The sequence below is a fragment of the Buttiauxella cochleicola genome (assembly GCF_021282435.1).
GTDB classification, from domain to species: Bacteria; Pseudomonadota; Gammaproteobacteria; order Enterobacterales; family Enterobacteriaceae; genus Buttiauxella; species Buttiauxella massiliensis.
This window is the reverse complement of record NZ_JAJSOT010000003.1, coordinates 1-20503: the sequence shown is the minus strand read 5'-3', so window position 1 is coordinate 20503 and position 20503 is coordinate 1. Positions and strand designations below refer to the sequence as shown.

Sequence of the window (20503 nt, the reverse complement as noted above, 5' to 3'; positions counted from 1 at the left end):
GTTACTCAGGGGTGATGAAATGATCAAGACCTTCTTTCCACCCTTCAGGACCGTAGTTCTGACTGCGATACACGCGCTGTGGGTCGTCTCGTTGCAGCGTCACTGTCTGGCGGCTGTAGCCTTTGACAACCACTGCGTAATCGACGCTATCAAGCAGTAATGCATCGCTCGGGCTGTCGCCCAGTCCGATTGTGATGTGTGTTTTACCTTCGCGTTGTTGAAACTGCTCCTGAAGCCAGTGCAGCGCTTTATCTTTGCCGGCCTGCATATCTAATACATGCCAGAACCGCCCGCCTTGCAGCATCATTAAACCCAGACTTGCCAACTGGTCGTTAAATGCGGCCATCATTTCTTCGCTATCGCGCCATATTAAGGTTTCAGATGCTTCACTGAGCTTTGCAAGGGCTGCCTGTTTGCGTGTAAGGCCAGTTAACTCACAGAGGGTATTCTCATCGACGTCGGCAAAGCAGGTGAATTTGAAGCCAAATTTCTGGCGCAGTTTATCCAACACAGAAAACAGCTCTTCATGGCGAATACCCGTCATCAGACGAGGATAATCGTCGCTGTCACTCCAGCGCGAATCAAGCTGAATAACCGCCCCGTTTTCTGCAATAAACGCTTGTCCGGTTAATGAAAACTCATTTTGCCACTCAATGATTTCCGCAGCACTTTTCGCACTGCACAAAATCAGTGGGATCTCGTTTTGGCGCAAAATGTTAATCCAGGGACTAGCGGCCTCCCAACGGTAGGAATGGTGTTCCAGCAGTGTGCCATCGAGATCTGAAATGATTAATAGCGGATCGTGCAGATGCAGCATGGTACTTCTCCTGAAATCCAAAGGCTAAATGACTGGTTGAGTAGGATAAATCTCAATTAAATTCGCAGGCTAATCATTAATGAGTATCCGTATTATTGCTGGAAACCGCTAAGAATAAGGAATGGCGGCACGATTCAGCTAAGTCGTTGCGAAAAATTGAATATTCATAGAACGAATCATTCATTGTTTTGAAATAAATCTGATGTATGGTGGATGCACATCAGATTTCCTGGTGTAACGAATTTTTCAATTGCTTCTTGCTTATGCAAGTTCATCCCGGCTTTCCTGCCGGGATTCTTTTATTCAGCTCAGCGGTTCACTTCATTAACACTAAAATCGTGTATATCCAGTTCAAAGGCTTCCGCTAATTCGGAGTAGGTGTGCCATGTGCGCCCATCGATACTGACTCGATGCGGATCGTCACTCGCACGTGTCACTTCACTTTCGCTAATCTCATTGATGGCCGCCAATAGCGCATCGACATCAATACGCGTGGTTTCATTGAGCTCTTTCGCGGTCTTCATGCAGTCGTCCTCCAGGCGATACCCGTGTTTAAGTATAGACGCTTAACAAAATGCATAACCTTGCGCATCATGCGATGCGAATGAGTCGTTTTTGATCTACACTGGCACAAAGAAACTTGGAGATTTTTGTTATGAATATCAACGATCGCGTGACAGTCAAAACCGATGGCGGCCCGCGTCGGCCAGGCGTGGTATTAGCTGTCGAGCAATTTAGCGAGGGGACGATGTACCTCGTGTCGCTGGAAGAGTATCCGTTGGGGATCTGGTTCTTTAACGAACTGGGGCACCCGGATGGCGTTTTTGTTGAGCGCTCTGAGTAATATATTTGCGGTGGATATCGCTTGCGCTAATCCACCCTAAACCATCCTGGTTGGATTAACGCAAATTTACGAAGATACCGTTGGTGACATTATCGGTAAGGCGGACCACATGATAAATCACTTGCTTATTATGTGTCTTTATCTTGCGTTTTATATTCCCTTTGTGTGACGAAACCGTTTTTGCTTTGATATTCATCTGGTCGGATATTTGAATTGTGCCTTGTCCAGACATCCACATTTTAAGCATGCTGGACTCAGTTCGGCTTAATGATAATGTGGGTAAATTAATGTGCCCGATGCAGTGAGCATTTTTTGCTAAATATTCTGAAAGTATTTCGTCCAGTGACTCTGGCTTTATAGATTTAGAGCTGATGAGTAGATTACTACGCACCAAAAGATATTCATCGAAATGAATATTAGCAATTGCCATAAAGACCAGGAATAAAGTACTAGGATGCTGATTAATGATCTGCTTAATTCGCTCGCTGCTTTGAGCATCATGGATAAAACAGTCCTCATTAATAAACACCACATTGGGTGTCAGGGACTCACAAGCGAGCGCTAAATCCTCAATTGTCTCCACGTTGGTCATCTGTCGTTTTCGGATGCCACGGCTGGTTAAATAACCTGTTAACCCCAACCGGGTATAACTGCATAAGTCCATAATGATCGTTGACATAACACCCCCCACCCGTAATTAAGTATTTTTAGGCGTACTAACTATCTAGTAAAGTTATGTATAATTTGTTAAGAATGCTCTCAAAGTAAAGTGAATGTTACAATGTGTGAGATACCTAAAAGCATATAAGCCGCGCCAGTTATATCCTGGTGGATGTTATTCAAGAAAGCTTTTAGGAATATCCTCAGTAAGACTCCACAAAACATGGGGATTAATTCGCGGGAATTTCACTCATAATATCTGAGAGTAAATTAAATACTTCACTAAATAAGTGTTCGGCGAAAGGAGCCATTAAGGGAATTAATGCCGTCATCACCAACATGCCCACAGCAAGTGTCAGCGGAAAACCGATAACAAACACAGACAGCTGTGGTGACATACGATTTAGCAGACCAAGTGCAATGTTTAGCGTGAGTAACAAAGTGATGAGTGGGAGGGCCAGCATTAAGCCATTGAGGAAGATCATGCCGCCTGCTCGAGTCAGCGCCATAAACGCGTTACTGTTAATCGGATTGCCACCGATTGGCAGGGTGTGAAAAGTGTCGACCAGCATCGATATCAGCCATAAATGGCCGTTAAACACCAAAAAAAGTAACATGGCCAGCATGTCCATAAAACGGGCAAGGACTGGCATATTCAGGCGGCTGCCAGGGTCAAAGAAAGTAGCAAATGAGAGTCCCATCTGTAGGCCGATTATCTCACCTGCAGTACGAATGGCGGCGAAGGCAAACTGCATGGTGAAGCCTAGCGCAATGCCAATCAGAATTTGCTGTGCGGCGAGCCAGAAGCCTGCCGCCGAGAAAATGGTGACCTCCGTTGCCGGAAGGGTCGGAGCAACTATCCAGGTAATCATCAACGCGAGGCCAATTTTTACCTTCTTGGAAATCGCTCGTTCACTGAGAATCGGTGCAGTGGAGATTAGGGCCAGAATACGAATAAATGGCCAGAACCCCATACTTAATAATGTGAGCCACTGCCCGCTATCAATGTGAATCATCCAATGTTCATCGGGATGTTCGTCAGCAGCGTGCGCATATAATCCAGCAGCAGATTAAGCATCCACGGCCCTGCAACGATAATAGTGACGAACACAGCGAGAATTTTTGGAATAAACGACAGCGTCATTTCGTTTATCTGGGTCGCAGCTTGCAGCATACTGATCACCAGACCTGTGACCAGTGCCACCATCAATAATGGGGCTGCGAGCGCCAAAGCGACTTTCATGGCTTCGGTGCCCATCATCATGACCGACTCAGGAGTCATCTTTTTCCCCTCTAACTGTAGAAACTTTGCGCAAGCGAGCCGACCAACAATTGCCAGCCATCCACCAACACAAACAGCATTAATTTAAAGGGCAGGGCGATAGTTGCCGGTGGCACCATCATCATCCCCAGCGCCATCAGTACGCTTGCGATAACCAGGTCGATAATCAAAAACGGAATGAAGACTGTAAAGCCAATCTGGAATGCGGTTTTCAGCTCGCTGGTCACGTATGCCGGCAACAATATGCGCATCGGAACCACTTCAGGCCCTTCCAGCGGCGGTGTATCTGCCAGGCGTGCAAACAGTGCCAGATCTGCTTCACGTGTTTGGCGCAACATGAACTCACGTAGCGGCTTCGAACCCCGCTCAATGGCTTCGTCCATCTGGATTTTGTTTTCACTAAATGGCTGGTAAGCGTCGGTATAAATTTTGTCGAATACCGGGGCCATAATGAAAAAGGTCAGAAACAGCGCAAGTCCCAACAATACCTGGTTGGGCGGTGCAGACGGTGTGCCCAATGCGCTACGCAGCAGGCCAAAAACAATGATGATGCGAGTGAAGCTTGTCATCATCAGTAGAATTGCCGGCAAAAATGTCAGCGAAGTAATAAATACCAGCGTCTGAACCGGCAGCGTCCAGCTTTGGCCGCCGTTAGACATCGGCTGGCTGATGAGGCCGGGTAGCTGGGCAAAAGCGGCTGGCATGACTAACAACAGGCCAAGCAACGAGAAAGGGAGCCAACGTTTCATCAATCTTTCCCGTTACGTTTAAGCAGATTTTTCATCAGACTGTTTTTCATCAATTCGCGGAAATCAGCAGGTGCTGTTGGCGATACAGTTTCGATCACCGTCGCGGCGGGGAGCGTATGCAAATGAGTGATTTGCCCGGCAGTCACGCCGAGCACCAGACGCGCATCTTGCACATCAACAATCACCACACGTTCACGTGGGCCAACGCTACAGCTGGCGCTGACTTTCATCTCTTTGCTGGAGCCAGTTTTCGGCGTAAAGCCAAAACGTTTTGCCACCCAGGCGGCGAGCAAAATAAAAACGATAATCGCGGTTAATGCGCCGCTCACCTGCACCAACGGAGAGCCGGTGCTGGCGGTGGGTTGTGACTGAACAGTTGCCTGGGTTTTCATCGAATTAACGGCTCAGGCGACGCATACGCTCGGACGGCGTAATAATGTCGGTGATTCGAACACCGTATTTGTCCGCCACTACTACGACTTCGCCCTGAGCAATCAGATAACCGTTGATCAAAATATCCAGCGGTTCACCTGCTAAGCCATCCAGCGCTACCACTGAACCTTGCGACAAACGCAGCAGCTCTTTGATAGTCATACGGGTACGGCCCAGCTCCACAGTCAGTTTGACGGGAATGTCCATAATCAGGTCGATGTCTTGCATCGCGCCCGCTATGTCATTGCCTTCAAGCGCACGGAATACGCTGTCTGCGGTGCTTTTGTTGGTCGTAACTTTCTGTTCGTTTAACGCGTCAGCCCACAGATCGTCCACGGAGTCTGCATTGTCGTCGGACGGTTGATTAATATCACTCATTTGGGCTGTTCCTCGTTCAGCGAATTCAGTATCGGGTTGATCAAATGTTCGACGCGCAGAGCGTACTGGCCGTTAAGCGTACCGTACTGACTCGTCAGTACCGGAACACCGTCAACGTGCGCCAGAATCCTGTCCGGTTTATCAATCGGCAGCACGTCACCAGGTTTCAATTTTAAAATTTGCGACAGGCGTAGCGGGATATCAGCGAAATTGGCAATCAGCTCAAGCTCAGAATGCTGAACCTGACGTACCAGGGTATCGCGCCAGCTTTGGTCTTCCTGACGGGAGTTTTCCAGCGGCGGATTCACCAGCAGTTCGCGCAAAGGTTCAATCATGCTAAACGGCAGGCAGATATTAAACTCGCCGGTCAGGTTGCCGATTTCCACATGGAACGGCGTATTCACCACGATGTCGTTAGGGGACGTCGTAATGTTGGTAAATTTCACCTGCATTTCGGAACGCACATACTCCACTTCCAGTGGATAAATGGCTTTCCACGCATCGCTATAAGATTCCAGCGCCAGTTTCAACATGCGGTTAATCACACGCTGCTCGGTATGGGTAAACTCCCGGCCTTCAACTTTAGTTGGGAAACGCCCGTCGCCGCCAAACAGGTTGTCCACGGCGATAAACACAAGGCTTGGGGAGAACACGAACAAACCTGTGCCGCGCAACGGTTTCAGATGCATCAAGTTAAGGTTGGTAGGCACGGGCAAGTTACGAGCAAACTCGTGGTACGGCTGAATGCGGATAGCCCCGACGGTAATGTCCGGGCTACGACGTAACAGGTTAAATAACCCCATACGGAATTGACGAGCAAAACGCTCGTTAATAATTTCCAATGCCTGTAAGCGCTCGCGCACCACACGACGTTGGGTATTGGGGTCATAAGGACGAATGTCGGTTTCATTAACGACACTGGTCTTGGGTTCGTCGGAGTTGTCACTGTCGCCATTTAACAGTGCGTCAATTTCGGCCTGAGAAAGAATGCTATCGCCCATGGGATTACCGCAAAATAAAGGCGGTATACAGCACGTCGCTGACTGCCTGTTGAGGTTGTCCGGCGACCAGAGGTGGTGCCAGCGTATTCTTTATCGCTTCAACCAGTTTCTGTTTACCTTCATCGGTCGCAAGGGCTGCACTGTCCTGACGGGAAAACAGCAGCAATAGACGACTACGTACTTCTGGCAGGAATTCACTCAGACGTTGACGCGTGGCTTCATCTTTCAGGCGCAATGTGACACCGATATACAAGACGCGGTCAGCATCACCGAGGTTAACCGTGAAGGTATCCAGTGCGTAAAATACCGGTGCTGGTGGTGGCTCTGGTGCCTTCGCCTGCGCGGCAGCAGGTTGCTGCTGCATACGCCAGTAGCTGTAACCAGCGGTAGCACATGCGGCAAGGGTAATCAGGACCAGTAATGGCATCCAGATGGAGCGCTTGCGGCTTTTTGGCAAAGCGTTGTCAGTCATAAAATGAATCTTTCCTGTATCGGTACTGCATATCTACCCATCGCCCTTCAAGTTGCAGGGGTGTTGGTTGCTCTCATTCACCCGAATCACTTACACAAGTAAGCTCATCGGGATTCATTCGATTGCCGCCTACCTGCACCTTGAAGTAGCTTGGGTATCGGTTGATTATCCTGTGTCGGCGGGCGTTCAAAGGCCCGAAAACAGATGATATTTGTTGTTACCTCTGACGTTTAGCTTAGGGAGCGTGGCTCAGGCGAAAATATCCACCGCGTTATTACCCGATGCTAAACGTTGCACGCTGGCAGGAACTGCCAGCGAATCAGCATCACCCATTGATGGGAAAGCACCGCCCGATCGTGAGGCTTGTTGCTGCTGTTGGCCTGATTGCTGTTGCTGCTGCCCGGCAGAACTTTCGCTACTGATACTGCTCTGCCCAAGCTGGATACCACTTTCTGCCAGTGCAATACGCAGGTTTGGTAATGTCGCTTCAAGTGCTGCGCGAACGTGGCTGTGGGCTGAAACCATCTGCAACTGGGCCTGGTTGTCATCAAGCTTCATGCTGATTTGAATCTGTCCTAAATCTTCAGGGTGCAGACGTAGCTCGGCACTTTGCTGGCCCTGGCGAGTGAATAGGGTGATGTGCTGGCTGACTGCCTGCTGCCACTCCTGGCTGCCAAGCTGGGCGCTAATCTGTGGTGCGACCGGCACAGCAATTTGCGTCGAAGCGGGTGTCGCCACCGTTGCGGTACTGAAGACTGGCGTGGTCAGTGCCGAAGCAGTGGTGGTGTTGTTCGCTGTGGCATCACGGTTGCCATTTTCAGTGCTACTTATGGTGAAAGCTTTTGCTTCAACCGGTGAGTCGGTTGTTGCGGGTGCATTTTTTGCTGTCGCTGCGCTATCAAGTGTAACGGTGTTATCTGTCGCGATGGCGCTGTTGGTTCGCGCATCAACCGTCGGCGCATTTTTTATACCGATACTGGAAAGCAAAGTATTCAGGCTAACCGCCGCGCTACTTTCACCATCTGACTGGGTATTGAGTGTGTTGGCGGCCGGTAATTGCTGCGGCAGCATGGCAAACAATGCGCTTAATGCCTGCATGTCAGCATTGCTGAGCGTGTGGGTTTGCTCATGTTGCGCATCGACTTGTGCCGTTTTTTCCTCGTTGCCGCTTTTCTTCACGTTAGAGAGCAGGGCAGACAATGCCTGTGGTGCATCGAGGTTCTTTAACAGCGCGGCAAGCGTGGTTTTTTCATCAGCGGCATCAGCAGCAATAGCAGGTGCGTCTTTGCCCGCTGTTTTACCCAGAGCGGCTTCCAGAGACACGGTTTTACCATCTGCCAGAGTGACTTCACCTGGCAGCGCTTTGCTCAGCAGGCTCAGGAAATCTTCACTGAAGCCTTTATCGCCAGGAACTACACTACCCGGGGCAGACGCAGTACTTGCGACATCGGGAGAGGCTGTAATCAGGGGCTGCATAATCATTCTGCTTTCCTCAGTGTTGCCCGCTGGGCGTATTCATCCATCAGTTTTTGATCAAGCTTGTTCTCAGCCAACAGGACTTGTGCTGCTTTGCGCTGCTGTAACGTGCTCCAGGCCTGCAATCTCTTCTGCTTCTCTTGCCATACATTCAGCGCCTGAGTGACCTTTCCGTTCCACTGCATCAACTGTTGGCGATGCTGATCGATAGCTTTCTCAAGCGTCTGTATAAATTGCTGATAATTCTGCCAACGGTTACTGGCAATGCCCTGACTCATGCTGTCGTTGAGGCTGGAGCTATATTCAAATTGATAGTTAATCAGCATGTTGAGCTGTTCTTCTGCCGCCTGGCAGCCGCGGCGCATTTCCCCTAAGCGTACTGCTGCGTCCTCGACCTCTTTTTCTGCCAGGTCGTGCAGGGTATCCAGTGCTGTGCTTTGGTTCATTGTTACCTCTCGTCAAGCTTATGCCGGATGACGCTGACGCTTATCCGACCTACGATGGGTTATCAAACCGTTGGAAAAATAATCTCCAGTGACTGGCAGGCTTCTTCCCAGCCGCTGCGTTCAAAAATCCCTTGCTGCAAAAAGGCTTCCAGTTGCGGCCACAGCAAAATTGCTTTATCGAGCTGCGGATCGCTGCCTTTGGCGTACGCGCCTACGCTCACCAAATCGCGGTTGCGCTGGAAACTGGATAACAGCTGTTTGAAATGGCGTACGCGTGCGTAGTGCTGATCGGTAATTAACGAAGTCATGGCACGGCTGATAGACGCTTCAATATCGATTGCCGGGTAGTGACCGCCCTCCGCCAGACGGCGCGATAACACAATGTGACCATCAAGAATGGCTCGCGCGGAATCGGCAATCGGATCTTGTTGATCGTCGCCCTCGGTCAAAACGGTATAAAACGCGGTAATCGAACCACCGCCAGAAATGCCGTTACCGGCGCGTTCAACCAGCGCAGGCAGCTTGGCGAACACCGAAGGTGGATAACCTTTGGTTGCAGGCGGCTCGCCAATCGCCAGCGCTATTTCACGTTGCGCCATCGCATAACGGGTGAGGGAGTCCATAATCAGCAACACATGCTGGCCGCGGTCGCGGAAATCTTCGGCGATGCGTGTGGCGTAAGCGGCACCCTGCATACGTAGCAGCGGCGAAACATCCGCAGGAGCAGCAATGACCACCGAGCGGGCACGCCCTTCAGGGCCAAGAATGTTTTCAATAAAGTCTTTTACTTCACGCCCACGTTCGCCGATTAACCCCACGACGATTACATCGGCCTGGGTATAACGCGCCATCATGCCCAACAGCACACTTTTCCCCACACCAGAACCGGCAAACAGGCCCATACGCTGGCCGCGACCCACGGTTAGCAGCGCGTTGATAGGACGCACACCAACATCCAACACGTGTTCGATAGGGGTACGTTGTAAGGGGTTGAATGGGGCGGCACCCAATGCACCAAGCGTGGTGGTTTCCGGTGCCGGAAGGCTGTCGAGTGGGCGACCACTACCATCCAGTACACGGCCCAGAAGCGCCGGGCCGAGGGGCAGTTTTTTGCCACTATGCAGGCCACCTTCGCTGGTGGCGCGGGCATAAACACGGGCACCGGGCAGAATGCCTTCGACTTCTTCAAGCGGCATCAGAAACAGTCTTTGACCGTTAAAACCGACGACCTCACACTCGATATCTCGTGAATGCTGCTCGATGATGCAGGTCGCACCAAGCGGTAATTGCAGGCCTGTGGCTTCCAGTACCAGACCGGTTGCGCGAGTCAGACGACCATAACGACGCACGGTCGGCAGTTGAGACATTTTCGCCTCAAAAGTATCGAGCGAATTGAGCCAGCGAGTCAGACGCGCAGTCATCACAACACTCCAGGGGCTGCAAGGCGGCAGAGTTCTTGCCAGCGCGTTGCAACGCTTGCGTCGAGATCGCCTTCATCAGCGGAGACTTTGCAGCCGCCCTGATGCAGACTCGGGTCGCCACGCAAACGCCAGCCATGCAGGCTGAGGGTGGCACCCAGCATCTCTTCCACCCGACTTAAATCGTCAGGATGTACGCGCAGTTGCGGTTTGCCGCTAAACAGTGGTTCTTGCTGCAATAGCGACTGAATCTGCTTAATCAGCGCAGTGTTATCAATGCCTTTGGTTTCGCCGATAACCTGGCGAGCCGCTTCCAGTGCCATCTGCATCAAACGTGACGCGATAACGCTGTCGAGCGCGTCAAGCGTGTACTGGAATTCGCTGACCAGTTGCTGCATTCGCGCATGTACTGGCGCTTGTTGCTGCTTAGCCTCAGCAAGACCTTGTTCCAGCCCTTGCTGAAAACCTGTTTTGCGGCCTTCTTCCACGCCAATTTTTTGCCCTTCGGCATAGCCCAGTTGATGGCCTTGTTCATGAGCCTGCATCTGCATTTGAGCAAGTTGTTGCTGTAAATCATGCACACTTTCCTGAGCCTGTTCGGGCTCATCGCCATCCGATTCCGACTGGAACATCGGCTCGAAGGCCTGTGAAGGCGGAGCCAGGTCGTCTGGTGTCCAGATTTTCCACGCAAGCCCGTTAGACATACGTATCCTCGCTGGTGCCAATCACCATCTCGCCGGTTTCTGCCAGGCGACGAACAATAAGCAGAATGGCTTTCTGTTCGTTTTCCACCTGCGAGAGACGTACCGGGCCACGGTTTGCAAGGTCGTCGCGCAAAATATCTGCTGCACGCTGCGACATGTTGCGCAGGAATTTCTCGCGCAGCGGTTGCTCGGCACCTTTGAGGGCGACCAACAGCGATTCGGATTCCACTTCCTGCAACAGGCGCTGGATACTGCGATCGTCCACTTCGACCAGGTTTTCGAACAGGAACATTTCGTCGATAATTTTCTGTGCCAGTTCGCCGTCGAAGTCGCGAACAGCAGAGATAACCGCTTCTTCCTGCTGAGTTTTCATCAGGTTGATAATTTCTGCAGCCGTTCTTACGCCGCCCATTTTGCTGCGTTTGAGGTTCTGACCATCGAGCAGGTTGTTGAGCACTTCGGTCAGTTCCGCCAGCGCTGCAGGCTGCACGCCGCCGAAGGTGGCGATACGCAGCATCACATCGTGGCGTAGACGTTCGTCGAATAACGCCAGAATATCGGCAGCCTGAGCGCGTTTGAGGTGAACCAAAATCGTGGCGATGATCTGCGGGTGCTCGTCGCGGATAAGATCGGCGGCACTCTGTGGTTCCATAAAGTTGAGCGTTTCCATACCCGAGGTGGTTTCGCGGGTTTCCAGAATATCTTCCAGCAAGCTGGAAGCACGCTCTTCACCTAACGCTTTGATCAGCACAGAGCGCAGGTAGTCGTTGGCGTTAATCGACAGCGCAGCGTATTGCTCGGCTTCTTGCTCGAACTCAGCTAGCACTTCGGTCAGCTGTTTATTGGAAATCTGGCGAATGCTGGCCATGGCCGCACTAAGATGCTGGACTTCACGCGGGCTAAGGTGTTTGAACACCTCTGCCGCTCGGTCTTCGCCAATGGTCATCAACAGAATTGCGCTTTTCTCTGTTCCGCTAATACTCATAGTTCGTTACTCATCCATTGGCGTATAACCAGCGCAACGACGCGCGGATCATTATCGGACATCTCGCGAATACGCTGGCTCATCACTTCAGCGCTCAGTTTTTGATTCACTTTGCGTTGTTGTTGCTGCTCGTCTTTCGTCAGACGAACAGAAACTGCATCTTCCTCTTCCGCACGCTGGCGCTGTGCTTCCACCTGCGTTTGTTGCACCTCAACCTTGCGTTGAATAAGTGGGCGCACCAGTTTGCGCCACAGCAGCCAGGCAACAATCAGCACTACCAACCAACGGCCTGCGGACATCAGCATTTCGAAGAAGGCTTGTTGCTTCCAGAACGGCAGCTCAAGGCTGGTTTCTTCTGTTGCACTAAATGGTGAGTTCACAACGTTGAGCGTGTCGCCACGTGTGTCGGAATAACCCATCGCTTCACGCGTCAGGTTCTCAATTTGCTTCATTTGCTCAGTGGTCAACGGCAAAGGCTTGCCATCGGTTAGCTGGCGGTAATTCACGACGACAGCCACAGACAGGCGTTGAATATCACCGACGTTCAGCTTGGTATGCAAAATAGTGCGGTCAACTTCGTAGTTGGTCGTTTCGTCGCGCTGCGTATTGCTTGAGCCGGTTGGGGTAGAGCCACCCATCGACGTCGATTGATTTTGTTGAGGTGCATTTGCCGCATTGTTTTGTGGCGCATTGGCAATAGGGGCATTGTTCGGCGGAGCTGGTTGGTTTGATAGAGCACCCGGAACACCACCTGGGTTACGGCCATTAACCTGCTCACTTTGGTTTAGCTGGCGTGAACGCACGGCAGCCTGAGAAGGATCGCTGTTCGGGCGATATTGCTCTTCAGTTTTTTCTTTATTGGCGAAATCTATCTGGGCGGTGACCTGAGCATGGACATTCCCGCTACCCACGATAGGTGCGAGGATTGATTCGATACGGCGCTGGAAGCGGCTTTCAACATCCATCGCATATTTCAGTTGAGCATCGTTTAAGTCGCGGCCTGCGGTATTGGACTGCGTGAGCAGATGCCCGCCCTGGTCAACAAGCGTTACATTACCTGGTGGCAGCCCTGCCACCGCGCTGGAAACCATATGGACGACGGCGCTGATTTGCCCTTCATCCAAGGCGCGGCCAGGTTCGAGGCTGAGCGTTACGGAAGCAGAAGGGGACTTTTGCTCGCGGACAAAGAGAGATGGTTTTGGCATGGCAAGATGCACACGCGCATTTTTTACCGGGCCGAGTGTTTCTATTGTTCGTGCCAGTTCACCTTCCAGCGCACGCTGGTAGTTCACTTGCTCGCTAAATTGGCTAATACCGAATTTTTCCTGGTCCAGCAGCTCAAAGCCAACTGCGCCACCTTTCGGCAACCCTTGTTGGGCGAGGCGCAGACGCAGGTCGTAGACTTTATCGGCTGGAACTTCAATGGCACTACCGTTATCGGAGAAGCGGTAAGGCACATTCATTTGGGTCAGTTGCGTGACGATGGCGCCACCGTCCTGATCTGCAAGATTGCTGTAAAGCACCTTGTAATCAGGTGTTTTGGCCCACAGTACCAGCGCGATAATAACGGCGATCGCCGCCGCACCTGCGACCATCAGTGGGATTTTAGGATTCGCGCGAACGCGGGTCAGCCACTCCTGGGGTTTGTTTTGTGACGTTTGTGCCTGGTCCGCTGCGGTCATTGAGCACCTCGCAACTGAACATAGACATCATTTTTACTATAAAGAGTGAACAAAACGAGCTCCCACAACAAAAGTTCCACATAGATGGCACCGTCATTATTTTCTTTCTCAAAAGTTTCGATGGCTGAATTAGCTCTATTTATTGACGCTAATTACCGCCTTTGTCCTATTGACAAGGTGGTAATCTTGCCGCGATAAAAATCATTGGGGCAGGGAAATGGCAATTCAGGGTATTGAGGGCGTTCTTCAGCAGTTGCAGGCAACCGCGCTATCGGCGGGAAATCCGGTTCAGAATAACGAGCCTAAAGTGAGTTTTGCCGGTGAGTTGCAGGCAGCACTTGGTCGTATCAGCGAAACACAAACCGCTGCGCGTACACAGGCTGAAAAATTTGCCCTGGGAACTCCCGGTGTTGCGCTAAATGATGTGATGGTCGATCTACAAAAATCGTCAGTTTCGTTACAGATGGGAATTCAGGTGCGTAACAAGATGGTGTCGGCCTACCAGGAAGTGATGAACATGCAGGTGTAGTTGCTTGATCTATAAGATATATAAAAATATAGACGTACATTTTTATCACTAAACTAAGAGAGCGTAGGTCAATACATATGCACCTACGCAGAAGTGTTGTTGTGAAAAAGTTTGTGGAGTTGTTAATTATCATCTTTACTAACCCACGATAATCATTATTTTTTTGTCATTAATTCCTAAAAGTTACTCAAATGTAATAAATGGCTTGCTGCTTCCTGGTTCCATTTACATAATCCGCGACAGTTTATAGGGGGGTATTGTGGCTACTGTTTATTATTTTATGCTTCTGGCGTCAGGTTATACGAGTAATGTTTCATGGAACGTGACCCCCATGCCTAGCATGGACGTGTGCGAGCTCACCTTAAAAGAAGTGATGAAGGGAATTCCTGATGGAAGTTACGGTACTGTTCAGGCCCCATCTGCTGGAAAATGTATAGAAGTTCAGAAGTAAGCAAGATTTTTAAAATGATTCTAAAGGCTGACACTCGTCGGCCTTTTTCTATTTAGCCTGCCATCCGTCAAACGCTTCTACTGTTAGAGAGCGTGCCGTGGTCAGATATTCACCGTGATAGGAAATTTGAGTCTGCCAGAAGTTGCGGAATATGAGCGGGTTAAGAGCATGTTTGTTGATGCCGGCATTGCGCTAGTTAATTAAATCGTTAACGTTTCGGGCTTTTCGATAATAACCATTTTATTGCTGGAAATGACCGTGCTATTAGACGGAACGCTTTTTAAAACCAGCGTGCCTACGCCAATTGTCACGTTGTCGCCAATTTCTATATCGTCGCCAATGATGCAGGAATGAGCGCCCATATTGACGTTGTTTCCTACTTTAAATTTGATGTCGACACCATTTTTATTGCTGCCAAGGGTGCAGAATTGCCTGATAGTAAATCCTTCTCCAATCACACAACTTCTGTTGATAATCATTGAGTTACCGTGCCATATCTTAAAGCCCTTGCCAATTCTTAAATGGTAAGACAGTTCTACCCCAAACAGGCCTTCATTAATAACCCGGTTGAGGATCACAAACATCAGCGAAATCGGGTAAAGAGCCTTTGTTTTGGCATGAATAGTGGCCATTCTGAAAATTAAAATAATGAGCTTAGATTTGGCTGTGTTGATTTTTAAGTCATATTTTAATGTGGAAAAGAAATCACGCATGGCGATATTCCTTTTAAGATTTATAAGAATAATCTTAATTCATAATCTGCAACTCGCCATTGAGTCTGGTAAAAGATTTGCTATGCCAGGGCTTGAACGGCCAGTGTTAATTTCCTGCGATTGGTTGCAAGCTACTGAAACACTGGCGGGCTAAGTGCTTTAATGCGAAAATTATTTTTTCTCCGCAGTCGGGATAGATGATGAAGAAGATTGCATTATTGACAGTGTTGCTGGCGTTAAGCGGCTGTGTGCAGGTTGATAATTACCTCGAAGTGGTTAAAACCCCAGCGCCTGCAGGACTTGCTGGTTACTGGCAGTCACAAGGCCCGCAAAGTGAGATGGTGAGCCCGGAAGCGATCGCGACTCTTGTGGTCACGCCGCAAGGGGATACGCTCGATTGCCGCCAGTGGCAGCGCGTGCTTGCTCTGCCAGGTAAACTGATCGTGCGTTCAGATGACTGGTATAACGTGACCAACAAACGCGATGTTTATAGCGTTGAGCGTGAAGGTGATACGCTGGAATATGCAGGTATGACGCTGAAACGTGTTGATCGTCCGACGCAAGAATGTGCTGATTATTTGCAGAAGAACCCGCTGGATAGCAAATTACCGTAAGTGATGATTCCCTCTCCTTTAACGGGAGAGGGAAGTTTCAGCCAATCTATAACACCTCTTCCATTACCCACACGCTGACGCTACCGCCGTTGCAGGAAAATGTCGCGCTGCCGTATTCATCGGTGGTGACCGTTTCTTCACGGTTGCCCAGATAATCCCGCCAGTTTTTGCTGCCGTAATTATCGCCAAGCGTAATGGTTTTCTCGCCTTCATCACCATTTGATAGCACCACCACGCAACCTGGATTTTCATCGGTGCCACTGCGGCTAAAAGCGATGCAATTAGGGTGATCAAAATAGAGCGTCTGCACGCCGTGAGCATAAAGTTCCCGTGCATGGATCAGGTCGTCCAGCTGTTCGATAACCGGCATGTCGATATGGTAAGTTTCGCCATCGCCACCCTCATCGTCGTAACTTGCCCCAAATAAATCGGGGTAAAACACGCTTGGTACACCGTTTTCGCGCAGCAAAATCAGAGCATAAGCTAAGGGTTTGAACCATGGCTCAACAGGTGCTTCAAGGGATTGCAGGGGTTGCGTGTCATGGTTGGCAACGAGAGTGACGGCGTGGAAAGGGTCGGCTTCAACCAGCGTGCCGGTGAAAATCTGGCTCATGTCGTAATCACGACCTTGCTTTGATGCCTGGTGGAATTTCATTTGCAGCGGCGCATCAAACAGCATCGTTTTGCCATCCACCTGCGCAATATATTCCTGAAGTTTATCGACTTCATGGGACCAGTATTCCGCAACAACAAACAGCGGTTGTTCAGCCACTTCCTGAACATGTTCAATCCACTCTTTGTAGAACCACGCCGGAATATGTTTGACCGCATCGAGGCGGAAGCCGTTACAGCCGGTTTCTTCCATGACCCAGCGCGCCCAGTATTTCAACTCTTCTGTTACGGCGTGATTGCGAAAATCGATATTCTCGCCCATTAAATAGTCGAAATTGCCGAGCTCATCATCAACCTGGTCGTTCCAGCCTTCGCCGGTGTAATCGTTGATGATTTTGAAAATACCGTCTTCGTTCGGGTTTTCGATGTGGTCAACGCCACTAAAGCATTTGTAATCCCAGATAAATTTCGAGTATTGACCAGCACGGGCAGGGAAGGTGTAACGCGTCCAGGCTTCGCATTCGATAACTTCGTCATCTATTTCATTACGGTTTTCTTCGTTGACACGATTGACCTGAATGCGCTCTTTCTCATCAGCACCCATTTTATGGTTAACCACCACATCAAGCAGCACTGCGATATCGTTTTCTTTTAGGGCTTTTATTGCTGCCAGCAATTGCGCTTTATCGCCGTATTTGGTCGCCACCGATCCTTTTTGGTCGAACTCACCGAGATCAAAAAGATCGTAACAGTCATATCCCACCGAATATCCACCGGAACTGCCTTTATAAGCCGGTGGCAGCCAGACCATATTGACGCCGATATCATTGAGCGTTGCCGCGCGTTCGGCGACTTCTGCCCACAACTGACCCCCACCGGGGTAATACCAATGGAAAAATTGCAATAGGGTTGGGTTTTTCATTTATGAGATTCCATATTTGGCTAGACTAGCTGAAGTATGGAGCAAGTTGAAAAAGAGATGCGGATGAAAATGATATAAATTTCATCCGCATTAAAAATCATATCTCGTTAGGGTAAAGAATATTACCTGCAAGTCGTCCGTAGGTTGTATTGAGATTTTGTTGACGTGAAGTTTGACCAACCAGTGTTCTAAGTTCTTCCATCCGCAACTGAAGTATCATTTTAAGTTCTACTTCATTCGCAAGAATTTGTTTGAGCAATGGGCTGATTTGGGCCTGAATTATCGGTATCTGGTTACATGCATCCTGAAAACTTGCGATTTCTTCAACTGTACCGACATACTCTACTTCCCGCTCAATGAGATCCTCCCAAAGACCTTCATGAGCCAGTTTTAGCATCTGCTGGCTGGCGGTAAGCAGCCGCTTGTAGCATTGGAGCAATTCAATATTTGCATCCATTATCAAAAGTCCTGCTCGTTATGGTTATTAGGGCCGATCTCTTTCCAGGCATCTGCGATATTTGTCAGAAGAGTTTCGACTTCATTAATTGCTGAAACATCATTATGCAAGTTGGCCTGTAGCAGGCGGCGAGTCATATATTCGTAGAGATCATCTAAATTTCTGGATAACTCCCCTCCAATCTCGTGATCAAGACCGGTACGCAATCCATTATTAATAATGTTAATTGCTTTTGACAATGCCTGACCTTTACCCGGAACATTTCCTTGATCGATTAAAATAATAGCCTTTTTCATGGCGCTAAGTGCACTGTCAAACAGTAATACGACAAGTTGATGTGGGCTGGCGCTCATTACAGCGCTTTCAACACCGACTTGAGCGTAAGCCTGAATCCCGGTTTTATTATACATAGTCAACCCTTACATTAACTGTTCATAGCATTAAACTGTTGCGTTAAATAACTACCAGTCTGATCGAGAGAGGAAACTAGAGTACTTAAACTTGTGAATTGTGTTTTATAGCGCGCCATAGTGGCGGTTATCTGGTTGTTAACACGGTCGTACTGATCGGAAAGTTGCTTCAACGTTTTATTAATGCCGTCGGTGGCATTTTTGACTGATCCGCTTGAACCCAGAATATCAGTCAAAAGAGTATTCGTTTGTGTGGCAAAACCAGTAGTTTTGCCATCACCTGACAAAAAATTGCTGACATCAATTGATTTATTATTCAGAACATCATTGAGTTTGGTGCTATCAACAGTTAATTTCCCCGTTATATCCTGCGTAACTCCAAGTTGAGATAGACTTGCTATATCACCGCCACTTTGTGCGCCAGATAGCATGGAGCGCAAACGAGTTTGAATATTACGCAGCGTTCCATCACCTAACAGATCGCCATTCGTTGAATCCTGTGATGTGCTCCCCTGACCCACCTTATTGTATTGAGTCTGATTGCTAATAGTGGTCTGCAGAGAATTATAAGAATCCACAAAATTCTGAATTGCTTTTACCATCGGATCGTTGTCTTTAACGACAGTGAGGATCTCCGGATTACCTATATTCGTTTTTGTTAGGTTTAGCGTTACCCCTTCAGGCGCATCAGTAATCGTGTTGCTACTGCGAGTGATATTTACACCGTTGATAGTAACTTCGGCATCAGCTGCAGCAACTTTTTCTGTCATTGGGTTCGTTGCATTTTTTTTGTCGTAGCTGATATAGCCCGCAAGCGTGCTGTCATCAGTACTAATAGTCATTTCGTTTGCAATACCGGTATCACGCGAGGTGATGGACAGATAATAACTATTGTCATCGGCTTTGATTATGCTGGCCGTAACGCTACCTTGCTGTTTATTTATGGCATCACGGATATCTGACAAGCTTGTTTTGTCAGCATCTAACGCGATAGTCATTGGTTCTTTCTGACCTGGCTGGTTGATAGACAAAGTACGGCTGGCCAGAGAACTATCACCTAAATCAGTGTCTTTACTTGTCGCCTTGGCAGAGAGTAGCGATTGGGCTGAAGCAAGGTGTGATACTTCAACGGAATAAGTCCCCGCGGTAGCGGTATTAGCAAGTGCTGCGCTAAAAGCAGTATTAGTACTGGTAATTTTACTTGAGGCAATCTTTGAGGTGTCTTGCAAAGCTGCAGCTGCTGTTTGTACTTTGGTTAAAGCAGTTTGAACCACGTTCCAGGCAGTTAGTTTCGCTTTATATGACGATTGTTGTGCAGTGATCGGGGTGAGCTTTTGTTCTTCGGCCGTCTGCAAATTGTTGTATAAGGTATTGAGATCCAGACTGGTGCCAGCACCCAGTGAGCTAATACTTGCCATTGTTTCTTCCTTCGTAGGTGACAATCATTGGTAAGAGTATCGGCAGCAACGTGAAGAATCTTAGCGCCATTATTTAGAAACAATTGCTAAATAAGGCGTACTTTAAATCTACATTTTTTCGGTTTGATGATTATCAAATTTCTCTAAAGGTTGCGGACTGGTTGTCGATAACCAGAAATACGGTAAAGAAGCCGCGGGCAATTGCCTGAATCTGATAACTTTTAAGGAATACATCATGGCAGTAATTAACACTAACACCCTGTCTCTGATGACTCAGAACAACCTGAACAAATCACAGTCTTCTCTCGGAACAGCAATTGAACGTCTTTCTTCAGGTCTGCGTATCAACAGCGCCAAAGATGATGCGGCGGGACAGGCGATTGCGAACCGTTTTACATCTAACATCAACGGCCTGAATGTTGCTGCGCGTAATGCCAACGACGGTATTTCCCTGGCGCAAACGGCAGAAGGTTCGCTGAGCGAAATCAACAACAACTTACAGCGTATTCGTGACCTGACCGTACAGGCGCAGAACAGCTCCAACTCTGCTTCAGATATCGACTCCATTCAGTCTGAAGTTAACCAGCGCATGGAAGAAATTAACAGGGTAACCAAAGAAACCGATTTCAATGGCATTAAGGTCCTGGATAACGCGGCGACCAAAACCTTCAATTTTCAGGTGGGTTCAAAGGATGGTGAACAGATTGGTATCACCATGAACGATAGTACCGGCTGGAATTCATATACTGCAGCGGGCACAGCTGGCGTAACTAGCGCAGATGGTAACGTCAAAGCAGCCGATCGTACTGTCAAGTCATTTGGTTATGATGTGCTGGAAAATGCGGCGAGTAAAAGCACGGGTCTTCAGACTATTGATGATGCGATTAAAGCGGTTGACTCCCAACGTAGCTCCCTGGGTGCTTCCCAGAACCGTTTTGAATCCACCATCAATAACCTGAATAATACGGTAAACAACCTGTCCTCAGCGCGCAGCCGTATTCAGGATTCTGATTACGCGACAGAAGTGTCAA

25 protein-coding genes are annotated in these 20503 nt (G+C 49.1%); 4 read left to right on the top strand and 21 right to left on the bottom strand.

Annotated elements, in window-relative coordinates; all coding sequences use genetic code 11:
• Position 1: 1 nt before the first annotated feature.
• Positions 2 to 817 (bottom strand): mannosyl-3-phosphoglycerate phosphatase-related protein, encoded by an 816-nt coding sequence (locus tag LVQ77_RS08990; RefSeq protein WP_232864723.1) that lies wholly within the window; start codon positions 815 to 817, stop codon positions 2 to 4.
• 308 nt (positions 818 to 1125) lie between these two features.
• The gene (gene yodD / locus LVQ77_RS08985) at positions 1126 to 1341 is read right to left on the bottom strand and encodes a YodD family peroxide/acid resistance protein (protein WP_064512069.1); all 216 of its coding nucleotides are present in this window, start codon (positions 1339 to 1341) and stop codon (positions 1126 to 1128) included.
• A gap of 131 nt (positions 1342 to 1472) precedes the next feature.
• Between yodD and dsrB the strand changes: the two genes are divergently transcribed.
• Entirely contained in the window at positions 1473 to 1661 is a 189-nt protein-coding gene (gene dsrB / locus LVQ77_RS08980) for a protein DsrB (RefSeq protein WP_064512068.1), read from the top strand.
• Positions 1662 to 1716: 55 nt separating this feature from the next.
• On the opposite strand, the gene rcsA is transcribed toward dsrB, so the two are convergent.
• The 14 genes from rcsA to fliF all read right to left on the bottom strand — a co-directional run bounded on the left by rcsA (position 1717) and on the right by fliF (position 13346).
• Positions 1717 to 2340: a transcriptional regulator RcsA gene (rcsA, locus tag LVQ77_RS08975; RefSeq protein WP_151994303.1), complete on the bottom strand. Its 624-nt coding sequence runs from the start codon at positions 2338 to 2340 to the stop codon at positions 1717 to 1719.
• Between the two features lie 211 nt (positions 2341 to 2551).
• Entirely contained in the window at positions 2552 to 3337 is a 786-nt protein-coding gene (fliR, locus tag LVQ77_RS08970; RefSeq protein ID WP_232904243.1) for a flagellar biosynthetic protein FliR, read from the bottom strand.
• Positions 3334 to 3603: a flagellar biosynthesis protein FliQ gene (gene fliQ / locus LVQ77_RS08965; protein WP_034458225.1), complete on the bottom strand. Its 270-nt coding sequence runs from the start codon at positions 3601 to 3603 to the stop codon at positions 3334 to 3336. The genes fliR and fliQ overlap by 4 nt, the downstream gene beginning before the upstream one ends.
• An 11-nt stretch (positions 3604 to 3614) precedes the next feature.
• On the bottom strand, positions 3615 to 4352 hold the full coding sequence (gene fliP, locus LVQ77_RS08960) for a flagellar type III secretion system pore protein FliP (protein ID WP_151994301.1): 738 nt from the start codon (positions 4350 to 4352) through the stop codon (positions 3615 to 3617).
• Positions 4352 to 4744 carry a flagellar biosynthetic protein FliO gene (gene fliO, locus LVQ77_RS08955; RefSeq protein WP_232904242.1) on the bottom strand — a complete coding sequence of 131 codons (393 nt, stop codon included), beginning with the start codon at positions 4742 to 4744 and terminating at the stop codon, positions 4352 to 4354. Before fliO ends, fliP begins: the two co-directional genes overlap by 1 nt.
• Positions 4745 to 4748: 4 nt before the next feature.
• Positions 4749 to 5162 (bottom strand): flagellar motor switch protein FliN, encoded by a 414-nt coding sequence (fliN, locus tag LVQ77_RS08950; protein WP_134186496.1) that lies wholly within the window; start codon positions 5160 to 5162, stop codon positions 4749 to 4751.
• Positions 5159 to 6163 (bottom strand): flagellar motor switch protein FliM, encoded by a 1005-nt coding sequence (fliM, locus tag LVQ77_RS08945; protein ID WP_034458217.1) that lies wholly within the window; start codon positions 6161 to 6163, stop codon positions 5159 to 5161. Before fliM ends, fliN begins: the two co-directional genes overlap by 4 nt.
• Before the next feature lie 4 nt (positions 6164 to 6167).
• Positions 6168 to 6635, bottom strand: coding sequence for a flagellar basal body-associated protein FliL (gene fliL, locus LVQ77_RS08940; protein WP_151994299.1), 468 nt, complete (start codon positions 6633 to 6635; stop codon positions 6168 to 6170).
• A 249-nt stretch (positions 6636 to 6884) separates the two neighbouring features.
• On the bottom strand, positions 6885 to 8117 hold the full coding sequence (locus LVQ77_RS08935) for a flagellar hook-length control protein FliK (RefSeq protein WP_232904241.1): 1233 nt from the start codon (positions 8115 to 8117) through the stop codon (positions 6885 to 6887).
• Positions 8114 to 8557: a flagellar export protein FliJ gene (fliJ, locus tag LVQ77_RS08930; protein ID WP_134186500.1), complete on the bottom strand. Its 444-nt coding sequence runs from the start codon at positions 8555 to 8557 to the stop codon at positions 8114 to 8116. Before fliJ ends, LVQ77_RS08935 begins: the two co-directional genes overlap by 4 nt.
• A gap of 62 nt (positions 8558 to 8619) precedes the next feature.
• Complete coding sequence (gene fliI, locus LVQ77_RS08925) at positions 8620 to 9978, bottom strand: flagellar protein export ATPase FliI (protein WP_232904240.1); 1359 nt, start codon at positions 9976 to 9978, stop codon at positions 8620 to 8622.
• Complete coding sequence (gene fliH / locus LVQ77_RS08920; protein WP_232904239.1) at positions 9978 to 10679, bottom strand: flagellar assembly protein FliH; 702 nt, start codon at positions 10677 to 10679, stop codon at positions 9978 to 9980. The genes fliI and fliH overlap by 1 nt, the downstream gene beginning before the upstream one ends.
• Positions 10672 to 11664 carry a flagellar motor switch protein FliG gene (gene fliG, locus LVQ77_RS08915; protein ID WP_232864728.1) on the bottom strand — a complete coding sequence of 331 codons (993 nt, stop codon included), beginning with the start codon at positions 11662 to 11664 and terminating at the stop codon, positions 10672 to 10674. Before fliG ends, fliH begins: the two co-directional genes overlap by 8 nt.
• A complete protein-coding gene (fliF, locus tag LVQ77_RS08910; protein WP_232904238.1) occupies positions 11661 to 13346 on the bottom strand; it encodes a flagellar basal-body MS-ring/collar protein FliF in 1686 nt (561 codons plus the stop codon). The genes fliG and fliF overlap by 4 nt, the downstream gene beginning before the upstream one ends.
• 217 nt (positions 13347 to 13563) lie before the next feature.
• Between fliF and fliE the strand changes: the two genes are divergently transcribed.
• Positions 13564 to 13875 (top strand): flagellar hook-basal body complex protein FliE, encoded by a 312-nt coding sequence (fliE, locus tag LVQ77_RS08905; protein ID WP_134186506.1) that lies wholly within the window; start codon positions 13564 to 13566, stop codon positions 13873 to 13875.
• A gap of 651 nt (positions 13876 to 14526) precedes the next feature.
• Here fliE and LVQ77_RS08900 read toward each other — a convergent pair.
• Positions 14527 to 15039, bottom strand: a complete 513-nt coding sequence (locus LVQ77_RS08900; protein WP_232904237.1) for an LbetaH domain-containing protein — start codon at positions 15037 to 15039, stop codon at positions 14527 to 14529.
• Between the two features lie 200 nt (positions 15040 to 15239).
• Between LVQ77_RS08900 and yedD the strand changes: the two genes are divergently transcribed.
• On the top strand, positions 15240 to 15653 hold the full coding sequence (gene yedD / locus LVQ77_RS08895) for a lipoprotein YedD (protein ID WP_154153595.1): 414 nt from the start codon (positions 15240 to 15242) through the stop codon (positions 15651 to 15653).
• 46 nt (positions 15654 to 15699) lie between these two features.
• Here yedD and amyA read toward each other — a convergent pair whose 3' ends face one another.
• The 4 genes from amyA to fliD form a co-directional block, all read right to left on the bottom strand.
• On the bottom strand, positions 15700 to 17187 hold the full coding sequence (gene amyA, locus LVQ77_RS08890) for an alpha-amylase (RefSeq protein ID WP_232904236.1): 1488 nt from the start codon (positions 17185 to 17187) through the stop codon (positions 15700 to 15702).
• A gap of 97 nt (positions 17188 to 17284) precedes the next feature.
• The gene (fliT, locus tag LVQ77_RS08885; RefSeq protein WP_232904235.1) at positions 17285 to 17644 is read right to left on the bottom strand and encodes a flagella biosynthesis regulatory protein FliT; all 360 of its coding nucleotides are present in this window, start codon (positions 17642 to 17644) and stop codon (positions 17285 to 17287) included.
• A 2-nt stretch (positions 17645 to 17646) separates the two neighbouring features.
• Complete coding sequence (fliS, locus tag LVQ77_RS08880) at positions 17647 to 18054, bottom strand: flagellar export chaperone FliS (RefSeq protein ID WP_232904234.1); 408 nt, start codon at positions 18052 to 18054, stop codon at positions 17647 to 17649.
• A 14-nt stretch (positions 18055 to 18068) separates the two neighbouring features.
• Positions 18069 to 19472 carry a flagellar filament capping protein FliD gene (fliD, locus tag LVQ77_RS08875; RefSeq protein ID WP_232904233.1) on the bottom strand — a complete coding sequence of 468 codons (1404 nt, stop codon included), beginning with the start codon at positions 19470 to 19472 and terminating at the stop codon, positions 18069 to 18071.
• Between the two features lie 235 nt (positions 19473 to 19707).
• On the opposite strand from fliD, the gene LVQ77_RS08870 reads away from it, so the two are divergent.
• A partial coding sequence (locus LVQ77_RS08870) for a flagellin N-terminal helical domain-containing protein (protein WP_232904232.1) occupies positions 19708 to 20503 on the top strand: 796 nt, incomplete at its 3' end.

Excerpts from the sequence above, each read along its gene's own strand:
- fliP (WP_151994301.1), bottom strand. The coding sequence starts at position 4,352 with ATGAAACGTTGGCTCCCTTTCTCGTTGCTTGGCCTGTTGTTAGTCATG.
- fliD (WP_232904233.1), bottom strand. The coding sequence starts at position 19,472 with ATGGCAAGTATTAGCTCACTGGGTGCTGGCACCAGTCTGGATCTCAAT.
- yodD (WP_064512069.1), bottom strand. The coding sequence starts at position 1,341 with ATGAAGACCGCGAAAGAGCTCAATGAAACCACGCGTATTGATGTCGAT.
- LVQ77_RS08900 (WP_232904237.1), bottom strand. The coding sequence starts at position 15,039 with ATGCGTGATTTCTTTTCCACATTAAAATATGACTTAAAAATCAACACA.
- LVQ77_RS08935 (WP_232904241.1), bottom strand. The coding sequence starts at position 8,117 with ATGATTATGCAGCCCCTGATTACAGCCTCTCCCGATGTCGCAAGTACT.
- fliL (WP_151994299.1), bottom strand. The coding sequence starts at position 6,635 with ATGACTGACAACGCTTTGCCAAAAAGCCGCAAGCGCTCCATCTGGATG.
- yedD (WP_154153595.1), top strand. The coding sequence starts at position 15,240 with ATGAAGAAGATTGCATTATTGACAGTGTTGCTGGCGTTAAGCGGCTGT.
- fliI (WP_232904240.1), bottom strand. The coding sequence starts at position 9,978 with ATGACTGCGCGTCTGACTCGCTGGCTCAATTCGCTCGATACTTTTGAG.
- fliR (WP_232904243.1), bottom strand. The coding sequence starts at position 3,337 with ATGATTCACATTGATAGCGGGCAGTGGCTCACATTATTAAGTATGGGG.
- fliH (WP_232904239.1), bottom strand. The coding sequence starts at position 10,679 with ATGTCTAACGGGCTTGCGTGGAAAATCTGGACACCAGACGACCTGGCT.
- fliN (WP_134186496.1), bottom strand. The coding sequence starts at position 5,162 with ATGAGTGATATTAATCAACCGTCCGACGACAATGCAGACTCCGTGGAC.
- dsrB (WP_064512068.1), top strand. The coding sequence starts at position 1,473 with ATGAATATCAACGATCGCGTGACAGTCAAAACCGATGGCGGCCCGCGT.
- fliT (WP_232904235.1), bottom strand. The coding sequence starts at position 17,644 with ATGGATGCAAATATTGAATTGCTCCAATGCTACAAGCGGCTGCTTACC.
- LVQ77_RS08990 (WP_232864723.1), bottom strand. The coding sequence starts at position 817 with ATGCTGCATCTGCACGATCCGCTATTAATCATTTCAGATCTCGATGGC.
- fliE (WP_134186506.1), top strand. The coding sequence starts at position 13,564 with ATGGCAATTCAGGGTATTGAGGGCGTTCTTCAGCAGTTGCAGGCAACC.
- fliM (WP_034458217.1), bottom strand. The coding sequence starts at position 6,163 with ATGGGCGATAGCATTCTTTCTCAGGCCGAAATTGACGCACTGTTAAAT.
- amyA (WP_232904236.1), bottom strand. The coding sequence starts at position 17,187 with ATGAAAAACCCAACCCTATTGCAATTTTTCCATTGGTATTACCCCGGT.
- fliQ (WP_034458225.1), bottom strand. The coding sequence starts at position 3,603 with ATGACTCCTGAGTCGGTCATGATGATGGGCACCGAAGCCATGAAAGTC.
- rcsA (WP_151994303.1), bottom strand. The coding sequence starts at position 2,340 with ATGTCAACGATCATTATGGACTTATGCAGTTATACCCGGTTGGGGTTA.
- fliF (WP_232904238.1), bottom strand. The coding sequence starts at position 13,346 with ATGACCGCAGCGGACCAGGCACAAACGTCACAAAACAAACCCCAGGAG.
- fliS (WP_232904234.1), bottom strand. The coding sequence starts at position 18,054 with ATGTATAATAAAACCGGGATTCAGGCTTACGCTCAAGTCGGTGTTGAA.
- fliG (WP_232864728.1), bottom strand. The coding sequence starts at position 11,664 with ATGAGTATTAGCGGAACAGAGAAAAGCGCAATTCTGTTGATGACCATT.
- fliJ (WP_134186500.1), bottom strand. The coding sequence starts at position 8,557 with ATGAACCAAAGCACAGCACTGGATACCCTGCACGACCTGGCAGAAAAA.
- fliO (WP_232904242.1), bottom strand. The coding sequence starts at position 4,744 with ATGAAAACCCAGGCAACTGTTCAGTCACAACCCACCGCCAGCACCGGC.